The 19626-nt window shown below is 67.7% G+C and carries 20 protein-coding genes and 1 pseudogene; 8 read left to right on the forward strand and 13 right to left on the reverse strand.

All coding sequences use genetic code 11. The features are described 5' to 3' along the window. The first annotated feature begins 14 nt into the window (after positions 1 to 14). Positions 15 to 1100: a Qat anti-phage system QueC-like protein QatC gene (gene qatC, locus MBEBAB_RS03885; RefSeq protein WP_304502364.1), complete on the forward strand. Its 1086-nt coding sequence runs from the start codon at positions 15 to 17 to the stop codon at positions 1098 to 1100. Further along, complete coding sequence (gene qatD, locus MBEBAB_RS03890) at positions 1097 to 1852, forward strand: Qat anti-phage system TatD family nuclease QatD (RefSeq protein ID WP_021696631.1); 756 nt, start codon at positions 1097 to 1099, stop codon at positions 1850 to 1852. The genes qatC and qatD overlap by 4 nt, the downstream gene beginning before the upstream one ends. Here qatD and MBEBAB_RS16035 read toward each other — a convergent pair. From MBEBAB_RS16035 to MBEBAB_RS03940, 12 genes and pseudogenes are all read right to left on the reverse strand, one after another. Then, entirely contained in the window at positions 1842 to 2768 is a 927-nt protein-coding gene (locus MBEBAB_RS16035) for a site-specific integrase (RefSeq protein WP_242397062.1), read from the reverse strand. The genes qatD and MBEBAB_RS16035 overlap by 11 nt on opposite strands. 314 nt (positions 2769 to 3082) lie before the next feature. Then, positions 3083 to 3313: pseudogene (locus MBEBAB_RS18585) on the reverse strand (integrase); the annotation flags it as partial. Between the two features lie 319 nt (positions 3314 to 3632). Then, positions 3633 to 4340, reverse strand: coding sequence for a hypothetical protein (locus MBEBAB_RS03900; RefSeq protein WP_021696633.1), 708 nt, complete (start codon positions 4338 to 4340; stop codon positions 3633 to 3635). 102 nt (positions 4341 to 4442) lie between these two features. Next, positions 4443 to 5474 carry an alpha/beta hydrolase family protein gene (locus MBEBAB_RS18270; RefSeq protein ID WP_306301988.1) on the reverse strand — a complete coding sequence of 344 codons (1032 nt, stop codon included), beginning with the start codon at positions 5472 to 5474 and terminating at the stop codon, positions 4443 to 4445. Beyond that, positions 5372 to 6901: a hypothetical protein gene (locus tag MBEBAB_RS18275; RefSeq protein ID WP_306301986.1), complete on the reverse strand. Its 1530-nt coding sequence runs from the start codon at positions 6899 to 6901 to the stop codon at positions 5372 to 5374. Before MBEBAB_RS18275 ends, MBEBAB_RS18270 begins: the two co-directional genes overlap by 103 nt. Positions 6902 to 7000: 99 nt before the next feature. Further along, positions 7001 to 7564 carry a lipocalin family protein gene (locus MBEBAB_RS03910; protein WP_021696635.1) on the reverse strand — a complete coding sequence of 188 codons (564 nt, stop codon included), beginning with the start codon at positions 7562 to 7564 and terminating at the stop codon, positions 7001 to 7003. Positions 7565 to 7621: 57 nt separating this feature from the next. Then, complete coding sequence (locus MBEBAB_RS03915) at positions 7622 to 8140, reverse strand: hypothetical protein (protein WP_021696636.1); 519 nt, start codon at positions 8138 to 8140, stop codon at positions 7622 to 7624. Between the two features lie 15 nt (positions 8141 to 8155). Then, complete coding sequence (locus MBEBAB_RS03920) at positions 8156 to 9559, reverse strand: MBOAT family O-acyltransferase (RefSeq protein ID WP_021696637.1); 1404 nt, start codon at positions 9557 to 9559, stop codon at positions 8156 to 8158. A 3-nt stretch (positions 9560 to 9562) separates the two neighbouring features. After that, positions 9563 to 10714: a GDSL-type esterase/lipase family protein gene (locus MBEBAB_RS03925; RefSeq protein WP_158332115.1), complete on the reverse strand. Its 1152-nt coding sequence runs from the start codon at positions 10712 to 10714 to the stop codon at positions 9563 to 9565. A gap of 71 nt (positions 10715 to 10785) precedes the next feature. Then, positions 10786 to 11667 carry an SGNH/GDSL hydrolase family protein gene (locus MBEBAB_RS03930; protein WP_021696639.1) on the reverse strand — a complete coding sequence of 294 codons (882 nt, stop codon included), beginning with the start codon at positions 11665 to 11667 and terminating at the stop codon, positions 10786 to 10788. A 128-nt stretch (positions 11668 to 11795) separates the two neighbouring features. Next, positions 11796 to 12209, reverse strand: coding sequence for a DUF2177 family protein (locus tag MBEBAB_RS03935; protein WP_021696640.1), 414 nt, complete (start codon positions 12207 to 12209; stop codon positions 11796 to 11798). Between the two features lie 21 nt (positions 12210 to 12230). Continuing rightward, a complete protein-coding gene (locus MBEBAB_RS03940; protein ID WP_045318815.1) occupies positions 12231 to 13259 on the reverse strand; it encodes an SAM-dependent methyltransferase in 1029 nt (342 codons plus the stop codon). A 124-nt stretch (positions 13260 to 13383) separates the two neighbouring features. On the opposite strand from MBEBAB_RS03940, the gene MBEBAB_RS03945 reads away from it, so the two are divergent. The 6 genes from MBEBAB_RS03945 (at position 13384) to MBEBAB_RS03970 (ending at position 18446) form a co-directional block, all read left to right on the forward strand. Continuing rightward, positions 13384 to 14775, forward strand: a complete 1392-nt coding sequence (locus tag MBEBAB_RS03945; protein WP_021696642.1) for an NAD(P)/FAD-dependent oxidoreductase — start codon at positions 13384 to 13386, stop codon at positions 14773 to 14775. Between the two features lie 4 nt (positions 14776 to 14779). Beyond that, complete coding sequence (locus MBEBAB_RS03950; protein ID WP_021696643.1) at positions 14780 to 15568, forward strand: DUF1365 domain-containing protein; 789 nt, start codon at positions 14780 to 14782, stop codon at positions 15566 to 15568. A 105-nt stretch (positions 15569 to 15673) separates the two neighbouring features. Next, positions 15674 to 16378, forward strand: a complete 705-nt coding sequence (locus tag MBEBAB_RS03955) for a CoA transferase subunit A (protein WP_021696644.1) — start codon at positions 15674 to 15676, stop codon at positions 16376 to 16378. Continuing rightward, complete coding sequence (locus MBEBAB_RS03960; protein WP_045318796.1) at positions 16375 to 16818, forward strand: hypothetical protein; 444 nt, start codon at positions 16375 to 16377, stop codon at positions 16816 to 16818. The genes MBEBAB_RS03955 and MBEBAB_RS03960 overlap by 4 nt, the downstream gene beginning before the upstream one ends. A gap of 2 nt (positions 16819 to 16820) precedes the next feature. Continuing rightward, entirely contained in the window at positions 16821 to 17480 is a 660-nt protein-coding gene (locus MBEBAB_RS03965) for a 3-oxoacid CoA-transferase subunit B (protein ID WP_021696646.1), read from the forward strand. A 51-nt stretch (positions 17481 to 17531) separates the two neighbouring features. After that, positions 17532 to 18446 carry a hypothetical protein gene (locus MBEBAB_RS03970; protein WP_148291429.1) on the forward strand — a complete coding sequence of 305 codons (915 nt, stop codon included), beginning with the start codon at positions 17532 to 17534 and terminating at the stop codon, positions 18444 to 18446. Positions 18447 to 18516: 70 nt separating this feature from the next. On the opposite strand, the gene cobS is transcribed toward MBEBAB_RS03970, so the two are convergent. Then, positions 18517 to 19527: a cobaltochelatase subunit CobS gene (cobS, locus tag MBEBAB_RS03975; protein ID WP_045318798.1), complete on the reverse strand. Its 1011-nt coding sequence runs from the start codon at positions 19525 to 19527 to the stop codon at positions 18517 to 18519. Positions 19528 to 19626: the final 99 nt, after the last annotated feature.

Below are 19626 nucleotides of genomic sequence, written 5' to 3' on the forward strand. Positions count from 1 at the left end.
CCCGGGAAATCACCCTGGAGACGCCGGTTTCTGATCCGGCCCTCTGGGCCTCCGTCTCGGACCTGCTGGTCCAGATGCTTAACTTCCTGACCGGGGATCGCTGGTCCCTTCGATTCCGCGCCAGGGCTCCTGGCCTGAAACGATTAGCCCCGGCGCCGCTGCGGCTACCGCTACATCGACCGAAGGACGTTTGCCTGTTCTCAGGCGGATTGGACAGCTACATCGGAGCCATCGATCTGCTCGAGAAGAAGCGGTCGTCTCTGCTGGTCAGCCACTACTGGGATGGCGTCACGAGCGCCCACCAGAGCCTCTGCGCCGACCGACTCGAGAAGGCTTATCCCAAGTCCGACCTCATCCATCTGCGGGCTCGGGTCGGATTTCCCACCGGAGCCGTTCCCACATCCTCGGGCGAGAATTCTCTTCGGGGGCGGTCCTTCCTGTTCTTCGCTCTCGCCGCTCTCGCCGCCGACGCGATCGATGACGACGTCACGATCCATGTCCCGGAGAATGGCCTGATCTCGCTCAACGTCCCCTTGGACCCACTCCGCCTCGGATCCCTGAGCACTCGCACAACACATCCCTACTACATGGCTCGCTGGAATGAATTGTTGGGGCAGCTTGGAATTCGGGCGAAGCTCCACAATCGTTATCGTCACCAGACCAAAGGCGAAATGGCGGCAGGCTGCGAGAACAAGCCGCTCCTGATGAAGACGGCGAAAGACACGATGTCCTGCAGTTCCCCGGCCAAGGCGCGATGGGTCAAGGCGCCCCCCCAGCACTGCGGCCATTGCGTACCCTGCCTGATCCGGCGGGCCTCGCTCCAGGTCGGACTCGGTTCGGACCCGACGACGTACACTCTGCCGGACCTGCATGCGCGACCACTTGATGCCGCCAAGGCTGAAGGGGAACACATCCGGGCGTTTCAGCTCGCGATCGCCCAACTCAGGACCCGGCCGAGCCGCGCCCGTTTTCGGATCCATCAGCCGGGGCCGCTGAACGATCTCCCGGACGAACTGCTTCAGTATGAGGCGGTCTACGTCAATGGCTTGAACGAAGTAGATGCGCTGGTGCGTGGCGTCGTTGTAAAACCCATGGGATGAACGCCGTCCCGCCGCGCCTGATCGACTTTCATTGTCATCTGGACCTGTATCCCGACCAGGCAAAAATGATCGCCGAATGCGAGCGGCAGGGAGTCGTGACGCTGGCGGTCACGACGACTCCGAAGGCCTGGAGCCGCAACGTCGAGCTTGCGGAGGGGTCCCGAAACGTGCGCGTCGCGCTCGGCCTCCATCCGCAAGTGATCGCCGAGCGGAAGTCGGAGATCGCCATGTGGGAGCGACTTCTCCCGGAGGCGAAATATGTGGGCGAGGTGGGACTAGACGCGGGGCCTCGCTTCTACAAATCGTTCGAAGATCAAACCGCCGTGTTCGACCGTGTCCTAAGCGCCTGCGCCGAAGCCGGAGGTAAGATCCTGACGATTCATAGCGTGCGCGCTGTCGGACAGGTCCTCGGACACCTGGAGCGCCGTCTGCCACCGGACCGCGGCCGAGCCGTGATGCATTGGTTCACGGGGTCGAAGTCCGAGGCCAGGCGCGCCGTGGACCAGGGCTGTTACTTCTCGATTAACAGTCAGATGCTGATCCAGGAGCGCCATCGTGAGCTGGTGGCCAGCTTGCCCCTGAATCGACTGCTGACTGAGACGGACGGCCCGTTCACCCAGACGGCCGGACGACCGAGCAAGCCCTCCGACGTCGCGGATCTCATCTCCCCGCTCGCCTCCCTGCGAGGCGTCACCGCCGAGTCCCTGCGGCAAACCCTTCTTAACAACCTGCGTCTGCTCGTTACTCCGTGAGCGAAGGCAAGCCCTTGCTCGCCGTCTGCCACCCTCTTCGCGCTCGCCGACTCGGTGCATCGATCAGCACTCCCGGTAGCGCGTGGACGGCAACCCGGGCGGCTTGCACTTCCAGCCTCCGCATCGCCGCCCTGGGCCCCGCCTTCAGGCGCGCCACGTCCGGATCAACCGCCATCAGATCATCCAGCAGCGTCCGACTGGTGCTGTTCAGCCAACGGGTCAGGTCTGCGGGCGCCGTCCTCCCCCGCCCGACGATGCCGGCTAGAAGGAACACCGAGAGCTTCTCCTGCGCGCTCCTCAGGTGGTCCCGCATCAGCTTCGAGCGGGTGATGTAGCCGGGGTTCACCCCTGGGAGCGCATGGTTCATCAGCAGGTGTATGTCGACCTCGGAGATCTCCGCCGCCTGGGCGAGCGTGCGGTAGGTCTGGCGCAGATCGTTGCCCCAGTGGCTGAGGACGGTCCGCTTCTCCTTGTGCTCTTCCATGTGACCGCTCGGGCTGTCGCTCGGGAACAGCCAGACGCGTCCACTCTGCGGATAGATGACCGGACTGATACGGCGGAGCCGGAAGATGCACTCCAACATGGCCCGGGACAGCGGGATGTCGAAGGCCTTGTCGGTCCCACCCTTGGGACTGCGGATATGCATCAACCGCTCGCGCAGGTTCAGGTCTTCGACCCGCACATTCTTCAGCGCCTCGGGCCGGCAGCCGGACAGCAGCATCAGCAGGTGGAACTCGCGCCGGATCGGATTGGGAATCTGCGCCAGCTGAGTGAACCAGGCCGACAGGTCCGCAACCCCCATGGCGGTGTCCTTGCGCTTCTCCGGGTTCCAGTCGATCGCGAGCGACGGGTTCTCGGCCGGGAGCGCACGGCACGTCTTGCGCGCATGATTGTAGACGGCCCGGAAGCTGCGCATGGCGCCGTTGGCGATGGCCGGTCCGTTATCTTTCGAGATCTGGTCATGGCGGTCGCGAGAAGCCGCGGTTCATCGCCCAATTTGGACAAGGGCCAGTCCAGCCAGTCCGCAAACAACCGTTCTAAATGGTCCTTGTAGATCCGAACGGTCGCCGCGCTGCGTCCCTTGCGCTCCAGATGAGAGACCCGGAAACGCCCCCAGGCTTCCCTCAAGGTGGGAATGTGCGTGGACGGCTCCGGCAGGCTGGGCGGAGCTTTCCGGGGCGGCCGGGGGTCCTCGCCGTCGGCGATCCGCCCGAGCAGCGCCTTGGCTTTCGCGCGGGCGTCCCGGGATGATAATTCTCCGACCTCGGCGACCTTCATCCGGACGGTCTGGCGGGCGCCGTCCAGCCGCAGATCGGCCTGGATCATGAAGCTCTTGGTCCGACTCCCGATAAGCACGAAGAAGCCGCCCAGATCCGTGTCCCGCGCTCGATACTGGCCGGTTCGAGCGAACGGAAGGCCGATCAGATTCTTGTCCGTGAGGGGCAGTCTGAGGTCGGGCATGGTGCTAACTTTTTGGCCATTAGAACGGTGCTTTCGGAGGCGTTTAGAACGGCGTTAGAACGGTGAACTCTTCCGCGGAAGTCAGCATCGGGCGCCTGCGAAAACGTGCGAAACGGTGCGCAGCGACGCGAAGAATGTCAATGACATCAATTGGTTGGATCGTGCGCCCGGCGGTGTTCGGCGGCGATCGGAAAACCCGAGAACGGGTTCTCTTAATCAGCGGGTCCACGGTTCGAGCCCGTGATCACCCACCATTCGTTTTCTTTCTTCCAGCGACAGACGGTCAGGCGCCCAGCCCCTCACGGGGCCCCCGCGCCGCTCAAACCGCCGGCGACGGCTCAGCGGAAGCGGGCAGATTGGCTGCGCGGCGCCGCGCGCGCAGGTAGATGAGCGGCGTCGCCAGGGTCCGCAGCACAGACAGGGCGAAGGCCAGCCCGTAAAGCCTTATGCCCACAAGAAAGACGTCGCCGTTGACGGTGGATGACGCCAGCGGCTCCGCGATGATGGCGCCGGTGATCGTCTGCAGATCGCGCGGCCCGAGGAAGAACAGGAAATAGCCGACAGAGCCCGCGATCCCTTCGCGCAGGAAGGTCTCGATGGCCTCCAGGGCGCCCAGATCGCCGAACAGGGTCTGCTGCGCCTGCTGCGGCGCGAAGGCGTAGCTCGTCCCCATCAGGGCGAAGATGACCAGGAACATCACCAGCCGCGCGGCATAGGCCCCGGACAGAAGCGCCATGGTCTGACCCGGCCGCAGGCGCTGGATCAGGGAGGCGCGCTTCATGTCCCTCTCGCCCAGGTCCGGGATCAGGTCGGGAAAGGTCAGGCTCAGGATGGCGATAAACCGTCCGATCAGATCCGCCAGGACGACGGCGATCACGAACAGGAAGAGCATCGAGGCGACGCTTATGTCAGCCAGCAGCGCGTTGATCGTCTCCGAGAGACCGAAGATCGCCACCACGGCGATGATCACAAAAGAGATTATCGAACCCTCGACCGTGCGGCGGACGAGATTGATGAGCCCCAGCATCGCGAGCCCCCTGTCGCTCTGTGAAAGAGGTTAACAGGTCTAGCACAAGGCTCGCCGAGGCCCGACTCCGCGTCTGCGAAGCCGGGCCTCGTGCACCTTGCCTCAGCGCCCGCCCCCGGCGGCGGGCCCGGCGTCGCGCACGTAGCGGTTCAGCCAGTCGGTCATCTCCCACAGGGTGTGCATCACCGATTCCCGGGCGCGGTAGCCGTGGTCCTCGGCGGGCAGGACCACATAGCGGGCGACCGCGCCGTGGCCCTTCAGCGCCGCATAGAAGCGCTCGGTCTGGACCGGGAAGGTGCCCGAGTTGGAGTCGTCCGCCCCATGGATCAGCAGGATCGGCTCATTGACCCGGTCCGCGTGCATGAAGGGGCTCATGATGTTGTAGGTCTCCGGCGCCTCCCAGTAGGTGCGCTGCTCGGCCTGGAAGCCGAAGGGCGTCAGGGTGCGGTTGTAGGCGCCCGAGCGCGCGATGCCCGCCCGGAACAGGTCGGAATGGGCCAGCAGATTGGCCGTCATGAAGGCGCCGTAGCTGTGCCCGCCCACGGCGATGCGGTCGCGGTCGGCCACGCCGCGCTCGACCACGGCGTCCACGGCGGCCTGGGCGCTGGACACCAGTTGCTCCACATAGGTGTCGTTGGGCTCGGCGCCGTCCACCCCGACGATGGGCATGGACGGGTTGTCCAGGATCGCGAACCCCTGGGTCAGCATGAACAGGTGACTGGAGCCGCCCGGCCGCACGAAGCGGTTGCCGGTGTCCACCACCTGACCGGCCACGGCGGCGTCGGTGAACTCGGCCGGATAGGCCCACATCAGCAGCGGCAGCGGCCCGTCCCGGTCCTTGTCGTATCCGGCGGGCAGATAGAGCGTGCCGGACAGCTGCACGCCGTCGGCGCGGGTGTAGGCGATGGTCTCGCGCGTGGCCCCGGCCAGCTGGGGCGCGGGATCGGGGAAGTCGGTGATGGCGCGGGGATCGGCGCTGTCCAGATCGCGCACATAGAGGTTCGGCGGCTCGGTCAGGCTTTCGCGGCGGGTCAGCAGCACCCGGCCGTCCTCGTCCAGCAGGCCGGCGATCGTCTCATAGTGGGTCTGGGACGAGGTCCAGAGGCGCTCGGTCTCGCCCGAGGCCAGATCCATGCGGCCCAGGAACGGGAAGGCGCCCTCGCGCGTGGCGCCGGCGCCGGTGGTGAACACGCCCTGACCGTCCGGCGTGATGTGCATGACGCGGAAGCCTCGGGCGTCGGGCGCGTCATGGGCGAGCCCGGGTCGTTGTAGCGGTCCTGATAGTTGCGCTCGAGCAGCAGCCGCCCCTGCCCCGGGTTGGACGGGTCCACCAGCCAGCGGGTCTCGTGGCGGGTGTTGAACCAGCGGGTCGAGACCATGGCCAGGTCGTCACGGCCCCAGTCCACGCCTGCATAGCGCGCGTTCAGATCGATCAGCACCTGGGGCGGGGCATCGAAGGGCGCGGCCTGGATGAAGACCCGGTCGCGCACCTCGGCCTCGCGGCGGGAGTCGCCGCCGTCCTGGGCCTCGACCCAGACCAGGGTGGCGGGGGCGTCGGCGCGCCACTGCACCGAGCGCGGCCCCTCGGCCACCGAGTCGAAGGGCGTCGGCACATTGTCGCGCAGGGGCAGGTCGGCCGCCTGATGGATCAGGTTTCCGCTCAGGTCCGTGACGATGACGTCGGTGGGGAACAGCCGGGCCGGGACGTTGTAGCTGTAGGGACGCTTCAGCCGGGTCTGCAGGATGTGGCGTCCGTCCGGCGAGATGGCCGCGCCGGCGATCAGGCCGGGCTCACCGACCATGCGGGCGGGCGAGCCGTCGACCGGGACGAGGGACAGACGGCTGGTGAAATAGTGATCGAACAGGCGCTCGTCGCCCGGCGTCGACAGCAGGTCCTGATAGGTGCGGTTGGGCGCAGCCTGGCCGGTGGTCTCCTCGATCACCGGGCCGGTGGGGGCGGCGGTCACGTCGGGGGCGGCGCCGCGGCCCTCGGGGACCAGCCGGGCCAGGACGGCGGAACTGTCCGGCGTCCAGTCCAGCGCGGTGCTGAAGGCGGCGTTGACCACCGGGTCGGTCAGGCGACGCGCCTGTCCGGTCGCGGCCTCGGCCACCCACAGCTCAAGTCCCTGGGGCGCGTCGGCCAGGAAGGCCATGAAGCGGGAGTCGGGCGACCAGCCGCCGGCGATGAAGCGCTGGCCCTCGCCCAGGGCCACCACACGCTGCTCGCCCGTGGCCACGTCCTGGAACGTCAGGCTGTTCAGCCAGGCGGTGCGGCTGTTGGCCGGACCGTTGTTGCGCGGATTGATGCGGTAGCCGGCCAGACGCAGATCGTCTTCGGCCACCTCGGCGATGGAGGGCAGGTTGGAGCGCCCCAGCAGGGCCAGGGTCTCGCGGTCGGGACTGATGCTGGGGACCGGCGCCGGGTCGGTGTCGAGGATCTGGGCGATGGGCGCGGGCGGCATGCGGTAAGCCGGGGCGTCCTGGGCCATGGCGGCGGGCGCCATGACGACCGCGAGGATGGCTGCGGCGCAGACCGCGCCGGTGACGAACCGCTGATGCATTGGAGAACTCCCGAACCGATGAGGCCGCCAAGCTAGAGCGGCGGGGCCGGGGGTCAAGCACGGAGGACGCTGATCGGCGCGACGCCGTCCGCGCCCCTGTCAGTTTTCGGACGGCTGAATCGTCGGCCGCAGGATCGACAGGTCGTAACCCAGTTCGCGGGCGCGGCTCATGATCTGCTCCCTCACCGGATCCGACGGCTGGGGCGTACGGCTGAGCAGCCAGAGATAGCGGCCCGAGCCTTCGCCCACGATGGACCACGAATAGTCTTCGGCGTGGTCCAGGATCCAGTAGTTCCCGAAGTAGAAGGGACCGAAGAAGGACACCTCGAGCTTGGCCCCGCCACTGCCCTCAACCACCCGGGCCTTGCCTTCAACGGACCTGAATTCGCCATCCAGTCCGCCTTGGAGGCAGGTGTTGACCACGCCGATGAGCCCGTCGTCACGCAGGGTGTAGGTCGCCGTGCTCGCCTCGCAGCCCCGCTGAAAGCCGGCTTCGTAGCGGCCGATCTCGTACCAGCGACCGAGATAGGCGTTCAGGTCCACCGACCTGACCGGTTCGGGCACGGCCGCGTTGCCCACCGGCCCACGCTGAAGGGTCGCGCAGGCGCCCAGGGCCAGGGCTGCAGCGGTGATCGCAATGAAGGAGACGGAGCGCTTGATCATGAGCGCCCAACGGCAGCGGCGGCGTGAGGTTCCCTCCGCGTCATGAACCGCGCCGCTTCACGTGGGCGGCGGCGCGTCCGGCTGGCCCGGGAAGCGTTGATCGCGAGCGGTCTCGTAGGCCTCGCGCACACCCTCACGGGGCTGGTCGGCGCCCAGCTGGCTGATCTGGGCGGTCCAGACGTCGGACAGTTGCTGGACTGTGGCGGTGATCCAGCCCGGCTCCTGCTGGCGAGCCCAGGACTGGATCGAGACACTGTTGAAGACCAGCAGGAACAGGGTGGCGAAGATCACCGTGCGGCTGGTCCAGCGACGGTCGCGAGCGGCCTCGCCCTCTTCGTCCAGCGGCGGTTCGGGCGGGAAGGCGTAGCGGCCCAGGGTTTTCAGGCGGGGCTCGCGGGTAGGCAGGTCGTGCGCGTCGGCGGACTGGATCCAGTCGTTGCGGTCATCCGGCTCCGGGTCGGGCGCGGACGTCGGGACCTCCGGCGCCAGCTCCGCCCCGCGCGGCGGAAAGGGGTCGTGCGCGCCCGCGGGGAAGGGCGCTGGCTCGTCAGGGTCTTTCGGCTCGTTCGGGTCCATCGGTTATGCCAACGTCTAGAACTGGAAATAGATGAAGGGGGCCACGCCCTCGGGACGCATGGCCTCGACCAGCAGGATCATGATCCCCACCAGCACGCCCATGGTGATGGCCGGCGCCTCCTTGACCCGCACGGCCAGGCCTTCCACCGCACGCGGCGGCAGCCAGTGCATGGCGATCCCGCCGATGATCAAGGCCAGCAGGAACGGCGTCAGCACCATGATCGGCGCCATGCGGGTGAGGCCCTCAAGCATCTGCATGGCCAGGTCGAAGCTCTCGGCCCGGAACAGGATCCAGCCCAGGCAGACGATGTGGAAGGTGACGATGACGCCCAGCCAATGCGGCAGACCGGCCTTGCCCTCGCGGAAGTGACGCCACACCCGCTCCACAGCCTGCACTGCGCCGTGCAGGGCGCCCCAGGCGATGAAGGTCCACGCCGCCCCGTGCCACAGCCCGCCCAGCAGCATGGTGATCATGATGTTGATGCAGGAGGAGACGAGCCCCTTACGGCCGCCCCCCAGCGGCACGTACAGATAGTCCCTCAGCCAGCTGGACAGGCTGATGTGCCAGCGCCGCCAGAACTGCTGCATGGACCCGGCGCGGTAGGGCTGGTCGAAATTGCGCGGGAAGGAATAGCCCAGCAGCGCCGCCAGCCCGATGGCCATGTCCGAATAGGCCGAGAAGTCGCAGTAGATCTGCACCGCGTAGCCGTAGGTGGCCGCCGCGATGTCCAGGGCGCCGTAGGCCGACGGATCGAAGAACACCGGGTCCACCAGCCGCACGGCCAGCTCCGAGGCGATCACCGTCTTCTTGAACAGGCCCCAGGCGATCAGCAGCAGACCCAGCGCCGCCATCTCGCGGGTCAGGCGCGGCACCCGGTCGAACTGGGGCAGCAGGTCCGAGGCCCGCACGATGGGCCCGGCCACCAGATGGGGGAAGAAGGACATCAGCAGCATGACGTCCACCAGCGAGCGCGCCGGCGGCGTCTTGCCCCGGTGCACATCCACCACATAGCTGATGCCCTGGAAGGTGAAGAACGAGATGCCGATGGGCAGCACGATCTGCAGCAGGGGCGCGTCGCGCTCCCAGCCGAACTGATTCAGCAGTTCCACCGCCTGCTCGACGAAGAAGCCGTAGTATTTGAAGAAGCCCAGGATGATCAGGTTGAGAGCGACGCCCAGCGCCACCAGCCATTTTCGTCGGCCCGGGCTGTCGCTGGACGCGATCAGGGCCGCCACGCCCCAGTTCAGGACGGCGGAAGCGATCAGCAGGCCGACGAAGCGCCAGTCCCACTGGGCGTAGAAGAACCAGCTGGCCAGCAGCAGGAAGATCTTGCGCCGCCCGTTCTCCCTATCCAGCGACCAGGCGGTGAAATAGACGAACAGGAAGAAGACCCCGAAGGCCAGGGTGGGGAACAGCATCGGCTATTCCTCCGCGCCGGCCGGGACGGCCCTCGCGCGCCAGGCGGCGGTCAGGTCCTCAGCCAGCATCTGCCCAATCCAGTCGCCCCCGGCGGAGTTGAAATGCACATGGTCGCCCCGCATCAGGGGCTCGTATGCCGTGGCCAGCCGGTGCGCTGAACAGTCTCCGCCCATGCGTGCATGCCAGTCCCAGAACGCCACACCCATGTCGGCGGCGACCCGGCGCTGCACATCCCGGACCAGCGGCAGTTCGCGCGGGATGCGCCACAGGCTCTCTTCGTCGCCGCAGGTTCCGCCCCCCTCTGGCCGCTGGGCGTCCGGCGCGCCCAGGATCAGGATGTCGGCCCGGGGCGCCAGCGTCCGCAGCTGGGCGATCTGGCCTCGCAGCAGGGCCTCATAGGCGAACGGGTCGAGGAACGGGTCAAAGCCTTCGTTGGTGCCGAAGGCCAGCACGATCAGGTCCGGCCGCCAAGCGTCCAGCTCGGCGCGCACCACCGCCGGATCGCGCACGGCCAAGTCGTTCAGGGTGGCCCCTATGACGCCGAGCGCCGACACCACCACTCCGGATCCATCGGCGAAGGTCGCCACCGAATGCAGGTCCACCGCCCCTGTCCCGCCGATGACGGTCGCCGATCGCACCGGTTCGCCCAGCCGCACCTCGCGACAGGCGGCGCCGGGGGTCGGGTCGGCGAAGCTGACCGCCGTCTCGCTGAAACCCGCCCGCACGGTCAGGGTCCCGGCGGCCGGGTCGGTCGCACCGCACAGCACCACGCGGCTGAAGGCGGCGGAGCCCTCGGCCTCGATGCGCAGGGACGATCCCTCGCCCCAGATCAGGGCCCGCGATCCGCTCAGTCCCACGCCGGACATGGCCGCCGAACCCGGCCCCGGGGTCACTGCCGTCCAGGCCTGTTCGAACAGCTCCACCTGACGGGGCTGGTACAAGGCATAGGGCTTGCCCGGCGGCAGCACCCCGCGCCCGCCGCGTCCGATGCTGTTCTGCAGGCGCGAGCGCACCGAGGCGGTGATCATGTCGCCCACTGTGTGGCTGTCGCCCAACTGGAGGATGTGCACCGGCCGCTCGCCCTCACCGGCCCCGGCCGCGTCCAGGGCGTCGAAGAAGCGGGTCAGGGTTTCGGGGCGTTCGAGCGCGCTCATCGGATCCTGTGCGGCGGCAGGCGTGGAAGTCGTCATGAGCGCCGCGACCAGCCCGGCCAGCCGCGCCAGTCTCACCCCCCGGCCCCACCCGTCATGCGGTCCAGGCCGGCGTCGGCCCGCAGGCGCTCGGTCACCGGCTCGGTCAGCCGCAGGTAGCCGGCCATGGACATGTGGATGCCGTCATGGGCCCGCATCAGCCGCCGCCGTCCGTCCGTGGCGGTCAGATAGGCGTCATAGGCGCCGCCCTCATTGGAGGTCAGGGCCACAGTGTCGATGTACGGCACGTCCAGCGCCGCCATGCGCTCGGCCACAAGCCCGTTGATCAGGCCCATGCGCCCGTCGAAGGACTCCCGCTTCATGCGCGGCAGCCCGACCCAGTAGACCGCCACGTCGTTCTGGCGCAGCAGGGCCACCAGATCGTCCACGCGGCGGGCGTAGATCTCGCGCCAACCGGGCGTGCCGAACTGATGGATGACTCCGTCGTGCTCGATGGCCTGGGCGTCGTTGGTGCCGAACATGACCACCGCCACATCGATGGGCTGTTCCCGCAACTGGCGGGCGGTCTTGTCCTGAACGTTCACATAGTCATAGCGCGACAGGCCGGTGGAGACCTCGGCCATGCGCACCACCCGCACCCCGTCCACGTCGCGCAGGTCGCGGTAGACGCCGGTCCACAGGCCGTCGGCCATGGAGTCCCCGATCACCCCCACCACCAGCTCGCCCTCGGCCACGCGCCGGCTCAGCGGCGTGATGCGCGGGGCCGCGGCAACCACAGGCTCGGGCCGGGCCACCGTCGCCACCACTTGCGGCGCGGGGGGGCTGGCCGAAGCGTTGGCCGAGCCCAGCATGAGGGTGGGGTTGCGCAGCCAGCCGCGACCGTCCGGCGTCAGGGCCAGGCCCACGATCACCCCCACGATCAATGCCGCCGTCAGTGCGTTGATGCTGGCGCGCAACCCTCTCGCCCCCCGGAAACCAGACTGGTTTACGAACCCCTGTTAACCCAACAAGGGATTGGCAGGCCAGCCCGAACCCGTCTCAGGCGAGGGAAAAGGTTAACGCAGCTTGCGCGGCGCGAGCCGGATCAGCCCCAGCGTCCCTCTGCCCAGCTGGCGGCGAAATAGCCCGCCGTGGCCGCGCTGGCGGTCAGGACCGTGCCCCAGATGATGTCGATGATGGTCATCTGCGTGGACCAGACGCTCAGGGTCGCCTGGTTGGTCAGGTCATAGGTGGCGTAGGCCACCAGTCCCAGCACCGCCCCGGTGATCAGGGCGCGGGTCCACTGGCCGTCCTTCAGCGCCGGCGCGATGGCCAGGAAGACGATCCCGAACAGATAGATCAGATAGAAGGCCACCGCTGCGACCATGTTCGGCTTGTCGGCCAGAATCGGGCCGATGATGGGACGATACAGCCGGTCGGTCATGGTGGTCAGCCACACCGCGTCGATGGCGGCGAAGGCCACGCCCGCCCCCAGATAGGCGGCCACATATTTGATCATCGCGCGTCTCCCATTATTCCATCAAAAGAACGGCTTGAGCCGATAGTGGCTGACGCCCCAGGTGCGTCCGCCGTCGTCGCCGAACAGCCCGGCTGTGGCCATGAAGAAACGCCGCCAGCGCCGCGCCCACAGTTTGGCGTCTTCGCCATAGGTCTGGTGCATCAGCTCCATGATCTCGGCCTTGTGGGCGTCGAAATTCTCCAGCCAGTGGTCGGCCGTCCGCTGATAGTGCTCGCCGGACCAGCGCCACTCCTCCTCCACCTCGAACAGGTCGGGGAACTGGCGGATCAGCCGGTGGCTGGGCATCACCCCGCCGGTGAAGAAATGCTGGGCGATGAAGTCGCTGCTGTCGCCGTGATCGAAGCGGTAGGGCGCGTCCTTGTGCGTGAACACATGGATGAACAGCCGCCCCTCGGGCTTCAGCCAGCCGCGCGTCCGGGTCAGCAATTCGCGCCAGTTGGCCATGTGCTCGAACATCTCCACCGAGACGATGCGGTCGAAGCGCTCATCGGTCTGGAAGTCGTTCATGTCGCGGGTGACGACCGTCAGGTTCCTGAGCCCCATGGCCGTGGCCGCCGCCTCGATGTGGCCGCGCTGGCTGCTGGAGTTGGACACCGCCGTGATCTGCGCGTTCGGGTAGCGTTCGGCCATCCACAGGCTCAGCGAGCCCCAGCCGCAGCCCAGCTCAAGGATCGACTGCCCGTCCTTCAGGTCCGCGTGCCGGCAGGTCTCCGCCAGGGCGAAATCCTCCGCCTCGGCCAGGGTCTCGCCGCCGGTGGGATACAGGCAGCTGGAATATTTCAGGCGCGGTCCCAGGCACAGGCGGAAGAAGCGCGGCGGCAGCTCATAATGTTGCTCGTTCGCCGCGTCGGTGTGCTCGGCCACCGGCCGCGCGGCCATCTGGCAGGCGAAGTCGAACTCGGTGTGGGGCGGATCCTTCGCCAGCCGCTTCCTCGCCTCGGCCACCAGACTGGCCACCGCCGGACGCGCCACGAAGTCGGGAAAGGGGGCGTCCTGAAGACGGCGGATGGCGACATTGGCCAGATTCATGCGGAACGGCTCCTCCAGCGCGGCATTCCAGTCAGATACGGCGCAGGTTTGCATCCGGATGTCATCCGGCGGGCGCGACGGGCCGTACTTGTCCGTGAAACCCGTTCGGACCCGGAGGTTCCCCTTGCCGCCCCATCTCGTCGCCTCCACTCAAGCCGGCTCCGGCGAACGCAAGCGCATCGCGGTGGTGGGATCGGGCGTGGCGGGCCTGTCCGCGGCCTGGCTGCTGGGCAAGGCCCACGAGGTGACCCTGTATGAGGCCGAGGACCGGATCGGCGGCCACTCCAACACCGTGGACGCCCCCTCGCCCCATGGGCCGGTGGCGGTGGACACCGGCTTCATCGTCTACAACGAGGCCAACTATCCCAATCTGACCGCCCTGTTCGCGCACCTGAACGTGCCCAACAAGGCCGCCTACATGTCCTTCGCCGTGTCGCTGGACGGCGGGGCCCTGGAGTATTCCAGCCACGGGGTCGGCGCCCTGTTCGCCCAGAAGCGCAACTACGCCAGCCCGCGCTTCTGGCGCATGATCGGCGACGTGCTGCGCTTCCAGAAGGAGGCGCCCCCCGACCTGGCCGAGCTGGAGGCCTCGGGGGAGACCCTGGACGCCTATCTCGACCGGCGCGGCTACGGCCCCCTGTTTCGCGACGCCCACCTTCTGCCCCAGGCGGCGGCCATCTGGTCCTCGTCCATGAGCCAGATGAGCGAGTATCCGGCCGCGTCCTTCGTGCGGTTCTACATGAACCACAACCTGCTGACCTATGACACGCGGCCCACCTGGCGCACCGTGGACGGCGGCAGCCGCGAATATGTCCAGCGCATCCTGGCCGACTTTTCCGGCACAGTCCGCCACGCGCTGGTGACCGGCGTGGCCCGGGGACGCGATGCGGCGGCGGTGCGGCTGGCGGACGGGTCGCTGGAGCGCTTCGACGCCGTGGTGCTGGCGGTCCACTCGGATCAGGCCCTGGCCCTGCTGGAGGCGCCCACCGCCGATGAGCGCCGGCTGATCGGCGCCGTCCCCTATCAGAAGAACCGCGCCGTCCTGCACCGGGACGCCTCGCTGATGCCCAGGCGCCGCAAGGCGTGGGCTGCGTGGAACCATCTGGGGCACAGCGACCGCTGCGGCGAGGGCGGCGTCACCTACTGGATGAATGATCTCCAGTCCCTGCCCGGCCCGAACCTGTTCGTCAGCCTCAACCCGGCGCGCGAGCCGGAGCCCTCCACCGTTCTCGGTGACTGGGACTATGAGCATCCGGTGTTCAACCGCGCCGCCGTGGCCGCACAGAAGGACCTGTGGTCCCTGCAGGGCGCGCGCAACGTCTGGTTCTGCGGCGCCTGGTTCGGCTCGGGCTTCCATGAGGACGGCCTTCAGGCCGGCCTCGCCGTGGCCGAGCAGCTGGGCGGCGTGCGCCGGCCCTGGACCGTCGAGAACGAGAGCGGGCGCATCCATGTGACGGCTCCCGCCCCGGCGTCTCCCGGCCCGTCCATGAGCCGGCCGGTGGAGCAGGTGGCCTGATCCCATGCTGATGGCCGCCCCGCCCGACGCCAGCGCGCTCTATGTGGGCAAGGTGACCCACGAGCGCATGCACGGCATCCGCCACCGGCTGGCCTACCGGGTCTATATGCTGCTGCTGGATCTGGACCACATCGAGGACCGACGTCCGGGCCTGCTGGGCCGGGGCCGCTTCGGCCTGCTGAGCTGGCGCGCCGCCGACCACGGCGACCGGTCGGGCCACGACCTGCGCGGACAGGTGGAGGCCCATCTGGCCGAGGCGGGCATCGACATCGCGGGCGGACCGATCCGCCTGCTGACCATGCCGCGCATCCTCGGCTATGGCTTCAATCCGCTCAGCGTCTTCTTCTGCCACCATCCGGACGGCGACCTGGCGGCGATACTGTACGAGGTCACCAACACCTTCCATGAGCGTCACAGCTACCTGATCGCCACGCCCCACAGTCGCCCCGACGGTCCGGTGCGTCAGAGCGCCGACAAGGTGTTCTTCGTCTCGCCCCTGATGGACATGGACCTGATCTATGATTTCACCGTGCGTCCCCCGGGCGAGGCGGTGGGCGTCACCATCGCCGTGCGGCGGGGCCAAACCCCCATCCTCACCGCCAGTTTCGCGGGAGCGCGCCGGCCCCTGACCAACGGCGCGCTGCTCCGCGCCTTCGTCACCCATCCGCTTCTGACCTGGAAGGTCATGTGGGGCATTCACTGGGAAGCGGCGGTCAGCATGATCAAGGGCGCGAAATACCGCTCTCGCGGCGCGCCGCCCGCCCGGCCCGTGACCTTGGGTTCGGCGCGCTGACCGGCTAGAGACATGGTCTTGCCCGCGCGGCCGCCTCCGGCTAGGAAGCGCGCAGGCCGCGTTATTCATTAGTCGGTGAAAATCAGGGACGCCAAGGACGCACTCATGGGAAAAATCTATCCTGACGCGAAGGCCGCGCTGGAGGGCCTGACGTTCGACGGCATGACCGTCATGGCGGGCGGCTTCGGCCTGTGCGGCATTCCCGAAAACCTGATCGCCGGCCTGAAGGCGTCGGGCGTGAAGGGCCTGACCGTCATCTCCAACAATGCGGGCGTGGACGGCTTCGGCCTGGGCCAGCTGCTGGAGACACACCAGATCAAGAAGATGATCTCGTCCTATGTGGGCGAGAACAAGGAGTTCGAGCGCCAGTACCTGGCCGGCGAGCTGGAGCTGGAGTTCAATCCCCAGGGCACCCTGGCCGAGCGCATCCGCGCGGGCGGCGCGGGCATCCCGGCCTTCTTCACCGCCACCGGCGTCGGCACCCTGGTGGCCGAGGGCAAGGAAGTGCGCAGCTTCGACGGCCGCGACTATGTGATGGAGACCGGCCTCGTCGCCGACCTCAGCATCGTCAAGGCCTGGAAGGCCGACGAGCGCGGCAATCTGGTGTTCCGCAAGACCGCCCGCAATTTCAACCCGATGATGGCCACCGCCGGGAAAGTCTGCGTGGTCGAGGTGGAGGAGATCGTCTCCACCGGCTCGCTGGACCCCGACCACATCCACACCCCCGGCATCTATGTGGACCGCCTGATCCAGGGGACCTTCGAAAAGCGCATCGAACAGCGCACCGTCCGATCCAGCGAGGCGGCGTGACACCGCCACCCAATGTCTGGCTTCTCACGGCGGCTGCAGGCAGCATCGCCGCAGCTCTGGCGCATATCGGCTGCCTGTTCGGAGGCCCGGACTGGTTCCGCTTTTTCGGGGCGGGCGAAGCCATGGCGCGCGCGGTGGAGCAGGGCCGAGTGCTGCCCTATGTGGTAACCATCGGCATCGCGGTGGTGCTGCTCGCGTGGGCCTGGTACGCCCTCGCCGCCGCCGGACACCTGCCCCGGCCTCCGCTTTTGAGGACAGGGCTGATCGCCATCACCGCCGTCCTGCTGGTGCGAGCCGCTGCGGTCTTTGCACCCGGCGTATGGGGGCCGGATCACAGCCCCACGTTCCAGATCGTTTCTTCCCTGATCGTCCTGGCGCTGGGCCTTTCGTTTCTGCTGGGAACGATCAAGGCCTGGCCCCTTCTGTCCATGAGGACCTGACCATGCCCCGCACCCGCGACCAACTCGCCGAACGCGCCGCCCTCGAGCTGAAGGACGGCTTCTATGTGAACCTGGGCATCGGCATCCCGACCCTGGTGGCCAACCACATCCCCGAGGGGATGGAGGTCACCCTGCAGTCCGAGAACGGCATGCTGGGCATGGGCCCCTTCCCCTACGAAGATCAGGTGGATCCCGACCTGATCAATGCGGGCAAGCAGACCATCACCGAGATCCCCGAGAGCGCCTATTTCAGCTCGGCGGACTCCTTCGCCATGATCCGGGGCGGCCATATCGACCTGTCGATCCTCGGCGCCATGGAGGTGGCCCAGAACGGCGACATCGCCAACTGGATGATCCCCGGCAAGCTGGTGAAGGGCATGGGCGGCGCCATGGATCTGGTGGCCGGCGTCAAGCGCGTGGTGGTGGTCATGGATCACGCCAACAAGCACGGCCAGTCCAAGGTGCTGAAATCCTGCACCCTGCCCCTGACCGGAACCGGGGTGGTCAGCCGCATCATCACCGACCTGGCCGTGTTCGACGTCAAGCCGGACGGATCGGGCCTGGAGCTGATCGAACTGGCCGACGGCGTCACCCTGGATGAGGTGCGCGAGAAGACCGAGGCCGACTTCACGGTTTCCGAAAAGGTTAATTCGCTGGCATAGTGCGGTTCCGCCGGGCGAAAGACCTGGATGTTGAGGACATGGAGGGGGCCAGTGTCAGACGTGCGAACCGAGGAGAAGCCTGCGGAGGCGACAGAGTCGGCCGTCGTGGAAACGGAGGAAACCGCCGCCGTCGCGCTGACCTCCGATGAGACGGCAAACGTCGAACCCCATGACGACGCCGATAGCGCCGAGCCGGCTGTCGAAGAGGCCTCTGAAGAGGTCGCCGCCGCCGCAACCGACATGCCCGCCGATCCGGGACCTCTGGAGGGCCTGCGCGCGGCCGTCATCGCGGGCTGCGAGGGCCTGAACCAGACCTGTCAGGGCGTCGACGCCGACTTCATCCGTGGCCAGCTTCAGGATCTGCGCATGCGGGTGGCGAGCGTGCGCCCGGCCGAGCTGACCCCGCGCACCGGCCTGGGCGGGCTGTTCGACAGCCACAAGAAACGTCTGACCCGTTTCCGCCACCACGTCACCGATCTGGCGCCGTCAATCTCCACCGCCGCGGTCAAGCTGCGCGACGCCGCCGCCGGGCTGGGCCGCCGCAACGGCGCCCTCAACGAACAGCATCAGGGCCTGCTGACCGCCATCACCGAGCTGGACGAGGCCCTGATGGCCTTTCCCGAGCGCGCCGACGCGGTGCGCGACGGCGGGCTGAAGCACCTGCCCCTGACCCGCATGATCCAGAACGTGGACGCCCGCCTGGCCGAGACCGCAGGGCAGGTGGCCGAGGCGGCCATGGGCTGGCGCGACGATCTGCTGAAGGCGCTGGGCGCCGACGGCAAGAAGCTGACGCCCCTGCGCCGCGTGAACCCCGATCAGGGCGCGCTCAATCAGGCCTGCGAGGCCCTGCTGTCGGTGATCGACCGGGCCGAGGCCGGCATGACCGCCGCCAAGGCGCGTCGGGACGAAGTCATGGCCCGTCTGGACCGCACCCTTGCCGCCGCGCGAGGCGACGAGGCCGTCTAGATCGAAATCGGTTCAGTCGGACGCAGTCCGACTGGGCTCAGATTTCGGTCCAGTTTAAATCCGGTCAGGCTTAGCCCACCTTCACCCGTGTCGCCGCCTCGGGCAGGTCCTCGCCGAAGGCGCGTTGATAGAACTCGGCGATGGTCGGGCGTTCCAGCTCGTCGCACTTGTTCAGGAAGGTCAGGCGGAACGACAGGGCCACGTCGCCGCCGAAGATGATGGCGTTCTGGGCCCAGGTGATGACGGTGCGGGGGCTCATGACGGTGGAGATGTCCCCGTTCATGAAAGCGTTGCGGGTCATGTCGGCCACGCGGACCATGGCGGCGATCTTGCGGCGGCCTTCCGCATCGCGCCACTCCGGCACCTTGGCGGCCACGATCTCGGCCTCCACGTCGTGGTCCAGATAGTTCAGGGTCGTGACGATGTTCCAGCGGTCCAGCTGGGCCTGATTGATCTGCTGTGCGCCGTGGTACAGACCCGTCGTGTCGCCGAGACCCACGGTGTTGGACGTGGCGAACAGGCGGAACCAGCGATTGGGGCGGATGACCCGGTTCTGGTCCAGCAGGGTCAGCCTCCCCTGCGCCTCCAGCACCCTCTGGATCACGAACATCACGTCCGGGCGTCCCGCGTCATATTCGTCGAACACCAGGGCCACCGGCCGCTGGATGGCCCAGGGCAGGATGCCCTCGCGGAACTCGGTGATCTGTTTGCCGTCCTTCAGGACGATGGCGTCCTTGCCGATCAGGTCGATGCGGCTGACGTGGGCGTCCAGATTGACCCGCACCATGGGCCAGTTCAGCCGCGCGGCCACCTGCTCGATGTGGGTGGACTTGCCGGTGCCGTGATAGCCTTGGACCATCACCCGGCGGTCAAAGGCGAAGCCCGCGCAGATGGCCAGGGTGGTCTGGGGGTCGAACTGATAGGCCTCGTCCAGGTCGGGCACATGGCTGTCCTTCGTATCAAAACACGGGACCGTCATGTCGGAATCGACGCCGAACGCCTCCCTGACCGTCACCTTGCGGTGCGGCTCCAGCGTCAGCATGGGGTCGGGCGATGCGTCGAGGGGAGAAGAAGGGGCCATAAGGTCCATCTAGAAACTCCGCGCCGCCGGGTCCAGCGGCGCGACCGCCACAAACGAAGAAAGCCCCCCGCCGAGGCGAGGGGCTCCCTTCTGAAATCC

Origin of the sequence: Brevundimonas abyssalis TAR-001 (assembly GCF_000466985.1) — a bacterium.
Taxonomy (GTDB): domain Bacteria; phylum Pseudomonadota; class Alphaproteobacteria; order Caulobacterales; family Caulobacteraceae; genus Brevundimonas; species Brevundimonas abyssalis.

Bases quoted from the DNA above. Each gene is read 5' to 3' on its own strand.
- qatD (WP_021696631.1), top strand. From the start codon at position 1,097: ATGAACGCCGTCCCGCCGCGCCTGATCGACTTTCATTGTCATCTGGAC.
- MBEBAB_RS16035 (WP_242397062.1), bottom strand. From the start codon at position 2,768: ATGCGCAGCTTCCGGGCCGTCTACAATCATGCGCGCAAGACGTGCCGT.
- MBEBAB_RS03900 (WP_021696633.1), bottom strand. From the start codon at position 4,340: ATGCTGGGGCTCATCAATCTCGTCCGCCGCACGGTCGAGGGTTCGATA.
- MBEBAB_RS18270 (WP_306301988.1), bottom strand. From the start codon at position 5,474: ATGGATCTGGCCTCGGGCGAGACCGAGCGCCTCTGGACCTCGTCCCAG.
- MBEBAB_RS18275 (WP_306301986.1), bottom strand. From the start codon at position 6,901: ATGCATCAGCGGTTCGTCACCGGCGCGGTCTGCGCCGCAGCCATCCTC.
- MBEBAB_RS03910 (WP_021696635.1), bottom strand. From the start codon at position 7,564: ATGATCAAGCGCTCCGTCTCCTTCATTGCGATCACCGCTGCAGCCCTG.
- MBEBAB_RS03915 (WP_021696636.1), bottom strand. From the start codon at position 8,140: ATGGACCCGAACGAGCCGAAAGACCCTGACGAGCCAGCGCCCTTCCCC.
- MBEBAB_RS03920 (WP_021696637.1), bottom strand. From the start codon at position 9,559: ATGCTGTTCCCCACCCTGGCCTTCGGGGTCTTCTTCCTGTTCGTCTAT.
- MBEBAB_RS03925 (WP_158332115.1), bottom strand. From the start codon at position 10,714: ATGAGCGCGCTCGAACGCCCCGAAACCCTGACCCGCTTCTTCGACGCC.
- MBEBAB_RS03935 (WP_021696640.1), bottom strand. From the start codon at position 12,209: ATGATCAAATATGTGGCCGCCTATCTGGGGGCGGGCGTGGCCTTCGCC.
- MBEBAB_RS03940 (WP_045318815.1), bottom strand. From the start codon at position 13,259: ATGAATCTGGCCAATGTCGCCATCCGCCGTCTTCAGGACGCCCCCTTT.
- MBEBAB_RS03950 (WP_021696643.1), top strand. From the start codon at position 14,780: ATGCTGATGGCCGCCCCGCCCGACGCCAGCGCGCTCTATGTGGGCAAG.
- MBEBAB_RS03955 (WP_021696644.1), top strand. From the start codon at position 15,674: ATGGGAAAAATCTATCCTGACGCGAAGGCCGCGCTGGAGGGCCTGACG.
- MBEBAB_RS03965 (WP_021696646.1), top strand. From the start codon at position 16,821: ATGCCCCGCACCCGCGACCAACTCGCCGAACGCGCCGCCCTCGAGCTG.
- cobS (WP_045318798.1), bottom strand. From the start codon at position 19,527: ATGGCCCCTTCTTCTCCCCTCGACGCATCGCCCGACCCCATGCTGACG.